Below are 14585 nucleotides of genomic sequence, written 5' to 3'. Positions count from 1 at the left end.
CCGACTCGGATCGTTCATAACTTTGTCCAACCGTTAGAGCTAATACTTGGTTTTGGGCAGCCTGAAAGGCCTTAATATATCCGTCCAATTACCTAAGGGGCAATAACCCCCGAGGACTTGATTATTGCAACTTTCATTGAACTTGCTCCATTCTTGTTGGCTCGGTTGCTCATTTTTCGCCGTCAATGAAATGAGGCTCCGGCACTGCCTTTTTTGAATAGGCATTTCTGGCTTTGGTACCCGAATGCAGGCGGTGAAGAGCCAGCAGGGTCTCATTTTTACTCATAGCGACGAGATCTTTAAGCTTCTCGTCCCGCTCCCGGATCTCCTGGATGGTCTTTTCCACACGTCCAAACTCTGCTACCAATTCCTGCAGGGTATTCTCGTTCAGATGTTGGCTTAGCTTTTCCAAAGCAAAATCCTTTATTTCTGCCAGATTACAAATTTCTACCTTCCACTCGGAGATTAGTGCAGCAGCGGTGTCTATCCTCACCATCAGTTTCTGTCGTTCCTCTAAGCTTGTGCTAAATGTATCGATGCTGTCATCGATGGTAAGCCCGTCCAAACTAAGCGTGATGTTAAGAATCTCCTCATATAGTGGAATTATTTCCCGGATAGCTTCAGTAATTTTGTGCGTAAGTGACTCAATTTTTGGATTCACAGCATCTCTCTTCCTTTACCTCTAAGTTTCGGATACGCATTCCCTCCATCATATCCTGGGAATTCATTATCTCTAAAAATAGAACACTTTTAATAAACCCTCAAATGTTCATAAAGAGTAATAACATTAGGCGGTCTTTTGGATATCTCATTAATCGCTTCTAATATTTTATTTTGACTACCATAGCTGGAAATAAGAATCTGCACTCCTGTGAGATCTTCCTCCGCCAATACTTCTGAGCTATGAATTGATATCCCTCGCCAGGACTTACCTTGCTTTAAAGGATCGCTGTCGACAATAACATATTCTCGATTCCGGGGCTGAAAGAGAGAAGTCGTTTGGTAAAGAAACTCCGTATGCAAACCCGCACCCCAGATTACCAGTCTATCATCTTTGATATTTTTAACAATGGACTCCACTTTCTGTAGAGCTTCATACCACGATGAAAGATATCCATATAGGAATGATAAATCTGACCTATCTGCCTGAATCTTAAACATATTATTAGTTATCTTAGCCATTACACGGTAGCCATTATAAGCATCTTGTTCTTGACATTCTATCACATCCCACCCAGCTGCCCTAAGACAATTCTCCAAACTCTTCTTGCTAAAATGAGTCATGTGTTGCACACTTAAGAAACCATTTATATCATTAGTCATACCATTTTCCAAAATCGGGACTTCTAATACTAATACAGTGTCTTTATGAGACATGGACCGCAAGTTACGCAACACAGCCACAGGATTTGCAAGGTGCTCTAAGACATGGAACATGAGGATTAAATCCACTTTCCCTCCAAATCGGAAGCTTTCTAGATCACCTAAAATAAACTCAATCCCTTTTTGGGCATAGACCTCTCTACCTCTATTAATTGCTCCTTTATCAATGTCTACACCGATTTTCTTCAAACTTGGAGGAAGAAGGGCTAGAAAACGCCCATCAAAACACCCAACATCTAAGACAGCGTTACTGGACTGCAATAAGCCTCTTTCAGATAACCACTGCAGTTGCTCACTGGGCCTAAGATCGGAAGAGCCGTACGATTGTCCGGCTTCGGAAAAAAGTTCCTTGAAACCAAAATTTGAGTAACAAGGATTTAGGAAGAGGGCAAAACACCTCGAACACAGATGAACCCTTAAATCTATGCGTTTGTGGACGTCGATGTCATCTGAGAAAAACTGAAAGCTATCGGTTGACCAAATTGTCCTTGACTGTGTTGAACCACAGACTGGACATGGACGATAATAGCTTAACAAAGGTGAGGTCCGATTACCCGAAAAAGAATTGATTTTATTCCATTTGAGATTCATTTGTTCCTCCCTTTCTTAACAAGGATAAACTATTTTCCTGAACTTATAATCGACTGGTTTCAAGATTATCAAAGCGATTTATCTTGTCCACGACCAACCCCCACATACTGAAAACCACTTTCCTTCATACCGAACGGTTCTAAAATATTCACAGCATCAACTACATACGAACCTTTCATCTCCGTTTTAATTCTATCCCAATCCAATTTCACAAATTCCGGCCATGGGGTAAGAACGACAACTGCATCACAATCCGACACCGCTTCATAAGGGGAATCGCACATTTTAACATTTGGCATTAAGGGTGCTGCTTCCTCCATTCCCTGGGGGTCATATGCATTGATCTGAGCTCCTTCATCAAGGAGCTCAGCCACGACTTTCATGCCTAATGAAGTCCTAACATCATTGGTTCCTGCCTTAAAGCTAAGACCCAAAACTCCTATTTTTTTATACAACAAGAACCCATCAACTGCGAGGCTTATCTTTTTCAAGATACTTTTGACTTGATCATGATTTTTTTCGATAACAGCCTTAAAAAACTTTGAATCATAAGAAACATTTTCCGCCATTTTAATTAAGGCGTTAAGATCTTTGCCAAGACACGGACCTCCAAAACCAATTCCAGCATTCAGGTACCCTTTACCTATTCGAGAATCAAATCCCATGCCTTCAGCAACAACCTTTATATCGGCCCCTACCCTTTCACAGATATTTGCTAACTCATTGACAAACGAAATGCGCGCAGCCAGAAAAGCATTTGATCCGTATTTGATCATTTGCGCACTGTTAATATTGGTGAAAATAAATGGTGCCTCAATATCAATAAAAAGATTTGCAACTTTCTTTGCTACAGCCTCGTTCTGGGCTCCTACAACTACCCGTGTCGGATGAAAAAAGTCATAAACAGCTTCACCTTCCCGTAAGAATTCAGGATTAAATACCAACGCATAATCCTTATCCTCGCGCTTGCCTCTTTTCTTCAAGAGTCCCGAAAATATGTCAAATGTCCCGATTGGTACAGTACTCTTTACTACTATTATCTTATAATTTGAAAGGTTTGCGCTTAAGGTCTCCGCAACCTTTATAACTTGACTTAGGTCTGCCTCACCATTTCCCCCTAAAGGTGTGCCTACAGCTACAAACAATATATCATTATCTCGAATCGTCTGAGAAATATCAGTAGTAAACGAGAGGCGTCCTTCGCTGATAGCCTTTTCCAGCAAAGGCTGCAATCCATTTTCGAAGATAGGAGTTTTCCCTTCCTGAAGAACACGAACCTTTTCTTTATTGATGTCAGCCGCAACAACCTGATGACCTAGAATCGCCAGCCCTACCGCTGTCACCAACCCTACATATCCTGTTCCCCCGATTATCCCTATCTTTTCCATTTCAAACCCTCCTCTTTCAAGTGAGCGCATATTCTTTTGTTAACACGATCAAACCTTGGTTGGTTTGGATACCGTGGATTCTAACCTTATCAATTTCTCCTTGTGATCCGACAACTGTCAAATTATATCGACTATGTCCGCGCCAAAATTGGAAACTGGTCTCATCGTTTTCACAAAGAGTGTGATAAACCCTCAAATAAAATGATTTTAGTGTATCATAGTAATCAATGAGCGGCACGGAATACAATGAACTATTTTGCGAAATGATACCTACACCCTTTTCGCTATCACCCGCATAAACCCAACCCTCGGTTGACCCGAGACAGTGCCTTGAAGAAACACGTGGATCAACGGATTCACTCTGTTTCAAGTTTTCACCGGCAAGAGAGTATGTTTCAACGTCATTCCCCCCGTTAACAGTCGACAAACACATGTCTCCCCGTTTGAAAGATTCCGGGTTTACGGTAACTATCCCTAAACGCATGGAAAGGGGCATTAAATTTTGGAACCTAAAATCATATTGAAAATCTATCCTAGGCAAATCCTGATAGACATAAAACCTTTTCCAAAGTTCACCGACAGGTGTTTGTAATTTAGTTACAATGGGAATCCGAATAGGAAATAACTCTTGATTAATTGGCGTCATCAATTTTACTTGCTGGAGATCAGTAACCTTTCCTCGGGAGCGGTCAAAAATAATCATGTTACCGGTAAACTGATCGGTCGAAAAATCTGCTTGACCATAGTATTCATGAGATATCGTGCCTACCAAAGGATCAGGATAAACATTCGGAAAAACTACTTCTTTAAGAGCCCCACCCTTGTTTGGCAAAAAAACGGCATTCACTGAAGGGGTTCTAATTTCCATAACAGAAGTCCACTCTAAATTAATCATTTTGGTATTTGTATCTTGGTTAACAATCTTACCCCTTAAACTTTCATGAGCATTGATATATGGATTGGCTACCAAAGTAACTCTGCGTAAGCTGCCATCCCGATAATGTTCTTTATGCTCAATTTGGGTTGGGACAGGTTGTCCTTCCAACACCAGTGCAATAGGCTCAAATAGCATTCCTGGAACAAATTCCACCGTCAATTGAAGTGGTAACCCCTCCCATGGAAAATCATGCGGGTTAATAATAAGCAATCCTTTTACCGGTGCTAAGTCTTCGTGCAACTCTCTCTCTTGTCTTTCCAGGTGATTACATAACTCTCCCATTTTATGATGAAGCAGTCGATGCTTTTCTTCTGTAGTAAATGTTCGGAAATCGCTTCCCCAAACATAGCTCAATTCCCTCATTTGTTTGTTGGAATAACCCGCTTCGATATTACCAAATGTCTTTAATCCCTTTATTCGTTTCATTTGATAAAATGTCTTATACATCTCAGTATTGATTTTTGTGTTGTCTCTTCCGCACACAGCCCAACGGGTTACGTTGTATTTTGCCTGTTTTTTTGTAGGAATAGGATGGCTTGCAGAACAAGCAGAAACAAGACCTTTTGGATTTGAAACTTTCAAAACCTCAGAAGGCGCGATTATTTCAAAGCGTTCATCTTCTTTCAAATCCTTTAACATTTCCCTTAACCTATTAATCTCACTACTTTTGTTACCGGCAATGAACGAATTCAAGTAGAGGGGATCTTTGCTTCCAGGTCTATAGTCAAATATCTCCCAATCTGATCCGTAAAACGGAAGTACCCTGTCTTCTAACGGAGAAAGATGTCCCAATAAATATTCCTTATACTCACCGAGTCCTATCTCTCCATGGATATAACGCTGAAAGCGTTGAAAAGAAATAAAACTATTCCATATAACTGGAATAACATCATTACTTGTACCTTTCAAGATTTTTGGTAGATATGCAATTTCACGCGTTAAACCACCGGCTATGGCTGCATTATCCCAGTCCATAATAACCGCTTCGTACCCTGCTTCTTGGTAAAGTCTTACTAACCCCTCCGCGAAGACCTGTTCATTAATATACGCCACTCGCGGTATCCTTCCCAATCTGCTTTGGTAGACTTCATTTCCCACTTTTAGATTAAAAGCGTTTACCTCTGCTGGAATTAATGGAAAAATTGCTTGAGAGTATCCTGAGCCGATTATTTCCCACTTTCCTTCGCTCCAGCCTTTTGCTAATTTATGGACAAATGTTTGGTCAAGCCGCTCCAGCACTTCCAGTGAATATCCAGGAAATTCGAGACCCAAGGGACAGTTTAACTCCTCTGCAATATCTAGGACAGGGAGATAACAGCGTTCTAAAATTGTAGAATACTGTTCATATGGGATACTTGAAAATTGTAAATTGCCATGGAATATGCCATATAGATATAATTTACTCATATATTCCAACCTGCCATTGAAATTGGGATCGCAGCCCGTCACGCAAAGAAACTTTTGGCATATAATTCAGATCAACTCTCGTTTCAGAAATATCTGACAAGGTGTCTCTTACATCCCCTTCTTGCCTTGGCATAAATTCAATCTTAACTTCTTTCTCCGATATTTCTCTCAAAAGATTGATAACATCCAAGACACTTACCCTATTTCCGCCTCCAACATTATAAACTTTCCCGGAAGGTGCATTCATAGCCTGGAATGTAGCATCAACTATATCAGAAATAAACGTAAAATCTCGAGTTTGTGTCCCTTCTCCAAAAATCGAGATGGATTGTCCGCTTAATACAGCCTTTATAAACTTATGAAACGCCATATCCGGCCTTTGACGAGGCCCGTATACCGTAAAATAACGCAAGGAAACTGTAGGAATTCCATAGTTTTGATAATATAGGGAACAAAGATGTTCCCCCGCAAGCTTTGAAACTCCGTAAGGAGAAAATGGTCTTGTGGAGGCGCCCTCAGTAACCGGCAGCTTTTCTGCATTTCCGTAAACTGATGATGACGAGGCATAAACAAACTTTCTAATTTTACTACTTCTGCTCGCTTCAAGAAGACGTTGAGTCGTTAGGACATTATTGTTGAGGTAGATATTGAACTCGGAACCCCAACTGCTTCTAACACCGGCCTGGGCAGCAAGATGAAAGATCACCTCTACTCCATCAGTTAGTTTAGTAAGATCAGTAGTAAGTATATCTTCCTCAATTAATTTAAAATTCTTAAACTTTGTAAGGAAAGCAATATTTCTTTCCTTAAATTCCCTTCCATAGTAATCAGTATAACTGTCAATTCCTCTGACGTCATACCCTTGACCCAACAACTTCTCTGATAGACTAGAACCGATAAAACCGGCTGCTCCCGTTACTAAAACACGCATCATCTTTCACCTTCCTTCAACTTCGAACTGAATTAGCTCATTTACTACTTTTTCTGCCCTCATTGCTGCCTCTTGAGAATCGCTGCCAACCGTAATGACGACTCCGGCGCGGCTTGGATGATTTGTTACAGGAGGAATTATAGCGCCTAAGCTATAATACAAATCCAACTTTTTAACCCATGGTAAACATTTAACTTCCTCCACTCCTTGAATTCCAAGCAACTTTCCAGGCGAAGGAAAAAAGAAACGTTCAGCTACTCCTATATTACGATCGGGACAAAGTTTATTCAAATCAGGTTCTTGTCCTACCGACATATCTATCACCAAATCCACAATATTAACACCCGAAGCAAGGGGGACTTCTATATCACAAAAATATCCTCCGCTTAGCCTCGCCGCTACTTCAATAATCTTAGGCCCTTCAGCGCTTAAGACAATATCGCCCTTGGCCGGTCCCCAATCGATCCCCATGGCCCTAACTGCTTCCTCGAAAATATTACAAACAGAAACCTGTTCTTCCCTGCTAAGAACAGAAGGCATATTCCCTCCATCTTCCACAATATATGGGGCAAACTGTTCAAGCCGTTTATAGTTTCGATCGGCAAATCCTGTCGTATAAAACTTGTCATCCCACATTAAGCCTTCAGTACTTATTTGCAATCCATTTTCGAATTTCTCAACTAATATATTTTCTAATAATGAATATTTTTTTGCGGTATTAAACGCCCATGCTAAATCGATATTAGGAGTCAGTCGTATTACTCCACGGGCGCCAGAGTTGTCGATAGGTTTAATAACGAGAGGATAACCCTGCTCTTTCACTACACTCTCTAGTTCTTCTATCGATTTAATTTCTTCAAACCAAGGTACCGGAATTCCAAAATCTTTAAACCTATATTTCATCGCCAGTTTGTTTACTGCCAAGTTTGCAGCAGTCTGTGAGTTTGAAGGAACGCCAAGTTCATTGGCAAGATAACTAACCATGTGTGGAATATCAGAAGCAATAGTCATAACCCCATGAACTTTTCCTGCGAAAACCGTAGCGAATTCTTTCAATGCTCGCTTATCACGTGTACTAATAATATGATGCTCATCGGCATATTCAAAACCGGGCGCGTTTGGGTTTTTGTCAAGTACAATAACATGAATTCCTTTGCTTTTTGCCATAAGAATAGCATTAACTTGTTCGATTCCCGCACCTAGAATAACAAGAGTTTTGTTGGGGACGAATTTATCCAAAATACATTCCTCCATTAACGTTCACTGTTTGACCAGTGATATACGAAGCATCCTCAGAGGCAAGAAATACAGCCGTACGAGCAATTTCAGTCGGATCAGCCGTTCTTCCCAAAGGGATCGCCGAAGCTTTCTTCCTACCTTCTTCGGTAAGTAGTTCTCCCGAAGACATGTCTGTTAAAACTAGTCCGGGGGATATTGCATTTGTGGTTATTCCTTTAGGTGAATAAATGCGGGCTAATGATCGCGTTAGTGAAATTAGGCCCGCCTTACTTGCAGAATAATGAACCGCAAGATTTCCTCCCCATTGTCCCCCAATCGATGCAATGTTGATAATTCGCCCCCATCCCCGACTCTCCATAATAGGAGCTATTTCCTGACAACAGATAAACGCCCCTTTAAGATTAACTCTCAAGATTCGATCCCATTCTTCATCACTAATTTCTGTAAACGGTTTCTGCTCTAAAACAGCGGCATTGTTAACCAGTATATCTATCCTGTTCCACTGGTCTAAAACCATCTTTACTGCATCCTTAACAGAATTCCGGTTCTCAACAAGCAAAGGAATAAGTATAGCTTCACCACCCATACTACGAATAAAGCGGAGAACTTCTTCCGCTTTAGATTGGTTTTTATGGTATGTGACAGCAATTTTAGCTCCCTCTCGGGCATACTCTATTGCTATGGCCTTCCCGATCCCTCTGCTGGCTCCCGTTATTAATGCAACTCTGTTCTCTAGCAGCATCTTATTCCTCCCATAACTACAATCCTCTGGATCTTCCCTTAAATCTATCGATACTATACGCTACTAATAATTCTCTTTTGTATATGGAAACTGGTCATTCAAATAATGACCCCCTTCAATTTCAGGTATTGCCACTTCATCTTTGTCAATTACACAGTCAACAATAATAGACCTGTCTGTAATACTCATGGCTTGTTCAACCACGGAATCGATCTGGTCAGGCATACTTATAATAAACCCAACAGCATTATAAGCCTCTGCTATTTTCAAAAAGTTCGGATTATACCCAAATTCTGTTGAAGTAGCTTTTCCTATAAAAGTCTTATCTTGAAATTGCTTGACTAAGCCAAGTGTATTATTGTGCATTATAAATACTTTAATAGGTAAACCATATTCTTTTGCAGTAGCAAGCTCCTGAATATTCATTTGGAAACTTCCATCGCCTGTAATATTGACCACGTTTAGATCAGGCCTCGCATATTTTGCGGCTATAGCGGCTGGTAAACCATAGCCCATAGTGCCAAGTCCACCTGAAGTTAGATTAGTCCTCGGATACCTATATTTCATAAATTGAGCAAGCCACATTTGATTTTGCCCCACGTCAGCCGAAACAATAGCTTCGCCTTTTAGAGTATCTGAAATCTTCTTAATTATATATTGAGGTCTCACCTTATCATATTTCCCGTCCAAATTTAACCCGTACTCACTGTCCAAACTCAACTCTTCCCTGAGACTATTAATTCTTCTTACCCAATTCCTTGTATTATTCTTAATACCGGCATTTCGGAGAGCTGCTAACAATTGGGTCAAAACCTCTTTAGCATCCCCTTGGATTCCCAAATTAACTTTAACTCTATTCTTAATCTCCGAATGATCAATATCGATCTGTGCCACAAACCTATTTTCGGAGAACTTCTTAACTTCGGTTCCAATGGCTCTCAAATCAAATCTGGTCCCGACCCCAATTACAAGATCTGCTTCGGCCACAGCTTTATTACAAAATCTACTCCCATAGCATCCCATAAACCCCAAACTCAACTCATTATACTGATCGAAACTTCCCTGACCCATAAGAGTGTTAGCAACAGGTATTCCGTATTCTTGGGCCAAAGCTGCAAGCTCCTGTTCCGCCTTGCTTAAAACAACTCCCCCGCCGCTAATAATCACAGGTTTCTCTGCTTGATTAATCTGCTTAACCAAAATTTCTATCTTGCTCTGTTCAATCCTTCTAGTTCCAATATTGTTAATAATCCCTTCTAAAAGATCCTCCTCATTTAGATTGGCTCGTTGAATGTTCATGGGTACATCAATTAGGACCGGACCTGGCCGGCCTTCGTTGGCCAATTGAAAAGCCCTGTCAATCACCCAGCTTACATCCTCCGGCTTCTTAATCAAATATGACCATTTTGTCACTGGGGTAGCCATAGAAACAATATCCATCTCCTGAAAGCCCAATTGTCTGGTATCTTTATAACCCTTATAACTGTCTAGTCCGACCTGCCCCGTTATAACTACAACTGGAATAGAGTCAAAATAGGCATTGGCAATGCCCGTTATAAGATTAGAAGCCCCAGGTCCCAAAGTCGCCATACATACGCTCGTTTCGCCTGAAACTCGAGAATAGGCATCGGCCATTAAAGATGCGGCCTGGTCATTACGTGTTACTATGAGGTCAATGTTACTTTCCCTTTTGATGCAATCAAGAATAGGGGCAATATTACCACCAGGATACTCAAAAACAACCTTGACATTGTTCTCTAAAAGTTTCTGAACAATCTTTTGGGCAGCGGTTATTTGCATATTTCTTCCACACCTCATTTTTGCTTAACTATCCTTAATTCAGTAATTACTTAATGAGTATATTCGTTTTTTCCTATTTAACATTGATGTAATTTTACGTTTGAATTATATCCACAATTCGCGAAGCCCCCAAACCGTCGACAAGTGTTTTTCCTGCAATGGACATCTTTTTAAGTTTATACTCGTCTCTTATTAAAAACTTAACTCCTTTAATGATGTCAATTTCCTTAAGTTCCCGGTAATAACCTAGAAACAAGGCACACCCTAGCGATTCATAAATACGCGCCTCAGCCTTGTCTATTGAATAATTCCCTAAAATCATAGCCGGTAACCCCATAAAAGCCAATTCAAAGAGCGTCGTGCCAAAAGCAGTAATTGCCAATTGTGATAAGGACATAACTCTTGCCATGTTAGTCACATTTTGTAGGATTTCCAACTCAGGGTTCTTTTTTGAAAGTATCATTAAATCTTCTACTTGCTTTAGTACAAAATTTGGGCCTATCACTGCCTTAACTTTTACAAAAGGAATTTGCAATACTGCTCGCACTACTGTTAATGTCAAATTAAACGGATCAGAGCCTCCCATTGTTATCAAAATCCGAAAAGACTCCTTATCTATATACCGTGCAGAAGAGCCATCTTCAATAAATTCCCTGTTAAGGGGAAAGTATTTAGCACCTGCAAAATACTCACCCGTAAAACCTTCCCAATCCAATCCGTCAACTAAATGTTCAACAGGATAAATAACTGTATCAGCTAAAATACGTGCAGGCGTAGAATTATCGATCAAGCATACTTTAGCCCCTTTAGCCTTAACTATTCTTATCTCCTCTGACACATCCCGTTTGAGGTCCATAACTACAATCGTCTGATTAGGTTTGGGGAGCATAAACAAACTCTTATTGTAAAAAGCCTTGAAGCCAGACTTTAAAATCAACTCTGAGACTGATGGGTTATTAATCAAAAAGCTTATATTAAACTTATTTCTGGCTTCCATTTCCCTAGCAATAGCCAAACAACGTCGAACATGGCCCAGTCCTATTCCAGGTCCGCCTTCAGTCAAAAAGACAATTTCGTTCCTCATTTTCGCCACCTACTAATCTACTCAAAAAGCAAACACATGTCCTTAGCAAAGATCCCCCCACTGCAAGGCCTCGTCTGCCTGCATATCATGTTTGGTTTGCCTCCCAAGAATATTATCCAGTTCATAGGGGGGGATACCATAAGCATGTCTAACTATTTTAATCATACTCTTTTCAAGTCTGGTACCAGCAGGAAGAGGGATACGAGCATAAATACTCCGCCTAGCTCCCACCCTTTCCGGAATTTCATCTTTTACCGGTACTTTCTGCCCATTCCCTAAAGCCGATTCTAGGCTTCGAATTTCATTTACCATCGCCGCGAACTCATCAATTGTCAAGGAATGTCCATGATCTGAACCAGGCAGACTACGATCAAAAGTAATGTGTTTTTCTATAACATTGGCACCCAAAGCTACCGCACCTAAGGTTACTGTAAACCCAAGAGTATGATCCGAAAAACCAACCGGGTACCCGAATTGTTCCAGCTCTTTAAGCGCTCTAATATTGGCATCTTGAATCATAGCTGGATAACAGGACACACAATGTAAGATGACAAGTTGGTCATTATCAGCACTCTCACATGCCCTAATAGCTAACTTAATCTCGTCAATTGTGGCCGCCCCTGTCGAAATAATCATGGGCTTCTTGAGCTCGGCTACTTCTCTAATTAGTGGAATATGGGTTAAATCGCCAGATGCAATTTTAAATCCGGGAATACCTAAATCATTTAAGAAAAAAGCCGTTTCAGAACTAAATGGTGTGCTTAAAAAAAGAACCCCTTCGTCTTGGCATTTAGCTATTAGCTCAGGGTACCATTCTTTAGGTGTTTCCAACTTCTTAACTGCCTGATAAGCCGGATTCTTCTCCCACTTGCCGTTTACCATCCTCTTTGTGCTTATTAGCTCGTCTGCAGAAAGAGATTGGAACTTTACAACATCAGCACCAGCCCTAGCTGCGCCCATTATTAAGGTCTTCGCCTTTTCAAGATCGCCCTCATGATTTGACCCTACTTCAGCGATAACCAAACAAGGATATTCAGCACCTACATTTTTCCCACCAATTCTAAACATACCTACACTCCTTATAACATCACTTTCGGGGATTTAGATCTTCGGGTCCTTCTGTTCAATGTGACTGTTTATCCTGACTAAATCAGGTCGTTCATCCAACAAATTTATTACATCCCTTAAATTTACGATGTCAGCCTGAATCATCTCATAGACTCGCCGCACTAGCTCAAGATCATCTTCCGTATCAACTGTGAGTCTGTAGGTGGGCCTCACTATCCAAGAAGGCGGTTCTAGAACCTTAAGCCCAAATTTCTCTGGGTTTTCATACATATGAATCGTGACATGTTCGCGCTCATATGGTTGGTTCGCTGTCTCATGAGCAAGAGCCAACGCCTGAAAAGTAAATACTTCTCCCGCCAAACCCCTTGGCAATTTTTCGGCATTGAAACCGATATAGTCCTTCTTACTTGCAACAAGTTGATCTACCAGAATATCTATGCCCTCGTAATCTATAAGCGGACAATCTGCGGTGACTCTTATGATAATATCTGCATTATATTTACAAGCCGCCTGGAAGTAGCGGTCTAATACATCTTTCTCACTGCCCCGGAAAACTGCAATTCCCCTTTTATGACAAAAATCATCAATTAGATTGTCTTTTTCATCCACACTGGTGGCAATTACAGTCTTATCGACCCTTAATCCCTGACTTAATCGATTAACTATATGCTCAAGCATTGGCTTGCCAACGATCTCTTTTAAGACTTTCCCTGGCAATCTTTGCGAACCCATCCTAGCTTGGACAATACAGATTGTACTCATGACTTTACCTCCGCTAAAGTTATGTTCTTACCTCAGGTAATGCCGAATGACTTTCCGAATCGCTCGAATTACATCCTTACAGTCTTCAATAGTCATATAAGGGAACAATGGCAAGGTTATGATCCTGCGATAAAACTCCTCGGCATTTGGGCATAACCCCTGCGGATAACCCAAATTCCGATAGTATGGATGACGATACACCGGAATATAGTGAACGTTTACTCCAATGTTTTCGGCCAATAAAGCCTCAAATACTTCTCTCCTTCCAACAGTAAGTTTATTAAGTTCAGCTTGAATCACAAAGAGATGCCACGATGACTCTGCGCTTTCTGGCGGAAGTATGATCCCTTGCTCAGATTTTAATTCTCCCCTATAAAGTTGCACAAAACTCCTACGCCGTTCGATAAATTCATTACTTCTCTGTAATTGGGACAACCCCAAAGCTGCCTGAATATCAGTTAAACGGTAATTGAACCCCAATTCCTGCATTTCATGGTACCATGGCCCCTCAAATTCCGGCAACTTTTCTTTTTCTTTAACAATTCCATGGGTTCGGAAATGGCACAATCTGTCATAATACTCGTCTGAATCTGTAGTAATGATCCCGCCTTCCCCCGTTGTAATGTGCTTAACAGGGTGAAAACTAAACATGGTCATATCCGCTAGGGAACCAACCCGTTTTCCTTTATAACTGGCACCGAAAGCGTGGGCCGCATCTTCAATAACTGTAAACCCATACCGTTTGGCAATATCCATTATTTTTATCATATTGACCGGTCGTCCGGTGTAATCGACTGGTATAATTGCTTTTGTTTTAGTATTAACTAATTCCTCTACCCTGTCTGGGTCAATAAGACCGGTTTCCTGGTCTACATCTGCAAAAACAGGAATTCCTCTTTGATAGAGAATGCAGTTAGCCGATGCAGCAAAAGTCATTGGCGTCGTAATGACTTGATCACCTTCAGACACTCCCGCTGCATAAACTGCTCCATGGAGAGCACTCGTCCCATTGGCAAAAGCGATTGCATATTTAGCACCAACATAAGTGGCAATGGCCTGCTCAAATTTTTCTACCGCCGGACCAGTAGTTAAGAAGTCTCCCTTTAGAGTTTCTACCACTGCTTCAATATCTTGTTCATCAATCCATTGTCTTCCGTATGGAAGATACTTGCGGCGGACCGGCTGCCCGCCATGAATTGCCAACTTTTCTTTCACCTATTCGCACTTCTTTCTGTTCCACGTCATGAGATAGC

General features: G+C 41.0%; 12 protein-coding genes. All 12 read right to left on the bottom strand.

The window, feature by feature from the left end:
• Window positions 1-169: 169 nt before the first annotated feature.
• Window positions 170-661, bottom strand: coding sequence for a hypothetical protein (locus tag ACYQ2N_RS14655; protein ID WP_459999984.1), 492 nt, complete (start codon window positions 659-661; stop codon window positions 170-172).
• An 89-nt stretch (window positions 662-750) separates the two neighbouring features.
• The gene (locus tag ACYQ2N_RS14650; protein ID WP_459999983.1) at window positions 751-1974 is read right to left on the bottom strand and encodes a class I SAM-dependent methyltransferase; all 1224 of its coding nucleotides are present in this window, start codon (window positions 1972-1974) and stop codon (window positions 751-753) included.
• Between the two features lie 68 nt (window positions 1975-2042).
• Window positions 2043-3362, bottom strand: coding sequence for a UDP-glucose dehydrogenase family protein (locus ACYQ2N_RS14645; RefSeq protein ID WP_459999982.1), 1320 nt, complete (start codon window positions 3360-3362; stop codon window positions 2043-2045).
• 16 nt (window positions 3363-3378) lie between these two features.
• Window positions 3379-5706: a hypothetical protein gene (locus ACYQ2N_RS14640; RefSeq protein ID WP_459999981.1), complete on the bottom strand. Its 2328-nt coding sequence runs from the start codon at window positions 5704-5706 to the stop codon at window positions 3379-3381.
• Window positions 5699-6640, bottom strand: coding sequence for an NAD-dependent epimerase/dehydratase family protein (locus tag ACYQ2N_RS14635; RefSeq protein ID WP_459999980.1), 942 nt, complete (start codon window positions 6638-6640; stop codon window positions 5699-5701). The genes ACYQ2N_RS14640 and ACYQ2N_RS14635 overlap by 8 nt, the downstream gene beginning before the upstream one ends.
• A gap of 3 nt (window positions 6641-6643) precedes the next feature.
• Complete coding sequence (locus ACYQ2N_RS14630; RefSeq protein WP_459999979.1) at window positions 6644-7876, bottom strand: ATP-grasp domain-containing protein; 1233 nt, start codon at window positions 7874-7876, stop codon at window positions 6644-6646.
• A complete protein-coding gene (locus tag ACYQ2N_RS14625) occupies window positions 7869-8618 on the bottom strand; it encodes an SDR family NAD(P)-dependent oxidoreductase (protein WP_459999978.1) in 750 nt (249 codons plus the stop codon). Before ACYQ2N_RS14625 ends, ACYQ2N_RS14630 begins: the two co-directional genes overlap by 8 nt.
• 63 nt (window positions 8619-8681) lie before the next feature.
• Complete coding sequence (gene ilvB / locus ACYQ2N_RS14620) at window positions 8682-10418, bottom strand: biosynthetic-type acetolactate synthase large subunit (protein ID WP_459999977.1); 1737 nt, start codon at window positions 10416-10418, stop codon at window positions 8682-8684.
• Window positions 10419-10512: 94 nt separating this feature from the next.
• A complete protein-coding gene (locus tag ACYQ2N_RS14615) occupies window positions 10513-11502 on the bottom strand; it encodes a PseG/SpsG family protein (protein WP_459999976.1) in 990 nt (329 codons plus the stop codon).
• A gap of 42 nt (window positions 11503-11544) precedes the next feature.
• Window positions 11545-12570, bottom strand: coding sequence for an N-acetylneuraminate synthase family protein (locus ACYQ2N_RS14610; RefSeq protein WP_459999975.1), 1026 nt, complete (start codon window positions 12568-12570; stop codon window positions 11545-11547).
• Between the two features lie 33 nt (window positions 12571-12603).
• Window positions 12604-13332: a cytidylyltransferase domain-containing protein gene (locus tag ACYQ2N_RS14605; protein WP_459999974.1), complete on the bottom strand. Its 729-nt coding sequence runs from the start codon at window positions 13330-13332 to the stop codon at window positions 12604-12606.
• A 27-nt stretch (window positions 13333-13359) separates the two neighbouring features.
• A complete protein-coding gene (gene pseC, locus ACYQ2N_RS14600) occupies window positions 13360-14547 on the bottom strand; it encodes a UDP-4-amino-4,6-dideoxy-N-acetyl-beta-L-altrosamine transaminase (RefSeq protein WP_459999973.1) in 1188 nt (395 codons plus the stop codon).
• Window positions 14548-14585: the final 38 nt, after the last annotated feature.

It is taken from the genome of Paradesulfitobacterium aromaticivorans (genome assembly GCF_054657415.1).
This window is presented reverse-complemented; position numbering and strand designations above follow the sequence as displayed.

Bases quoted from the DNA above. Each gene is read 5' to 3' on its own strand.
- ACYQ2N_RS14650 (WP_459999983.1), bottom strand. From the start codon at position 1,974: ATGAATCTCAAATGGAATAAAATCAATTCTTTTTCGGGTAATCGGACC.
- ACYQ2N_RS14615 (WP_459999976.1), bottom strand. From the start codon at position 11,502: ATGAGGAACGAAATTGTCTTTTTGACTGAAGGCGGACCTGGAATAGGA.
- ACYQ2N_RS14635 (WP_459999980.1), bottom strand. From the start codon at position 6,640: ATGATGCGTGTTTTAGTAACGGGAGCAGCCGGTTTTATCGGTTCTAGT.
- ACYQ2N_RS14605 (WP_459999974.1), bottom strand. From the start codon at position 13,332: ATGAGTACAATCTGTATTGTCCAAGCTAGGATGGGTTCGCAAAGATTG.
- ACYQ2N_RS14640 (WP_459999981.1), bottom strand. From the start codon at position 5,706: ATGAGTAAATTATATCTATATGGCATATTCCATGGCAATTTACAATTT.
- ilvB (WP_459999977.1), bottom strand. From the start codon at position 10,418: ATGCAAATAACCGCTGCCCAAAAGATTGTTCAGAAACTTTTAGAGAAC.
- ACYQ2N_RS14625 (WP_459999978.1), bottom strand. From the start codon at position 8,618: ATGCTGCTAGAGAACAGAGTTGCATTAATAACGGGAGCCAGCAGAGGG.
- ACYQ2N_RS14645 (WP_459999982.1), bottom strand. From the start codon at position 3,362: ATGGAAAAGATAGGGATAATCGGGGGAACAGGATATGTAGGGTTGGTG.
- ACYQ2N_RS14610 (WP_459999975.1), bottom strand. From the start codon at position 12,570: ATGTTTAGAATTGGTGGGAAAAATGTAGGTGCTGAATATCCTTGTTTG.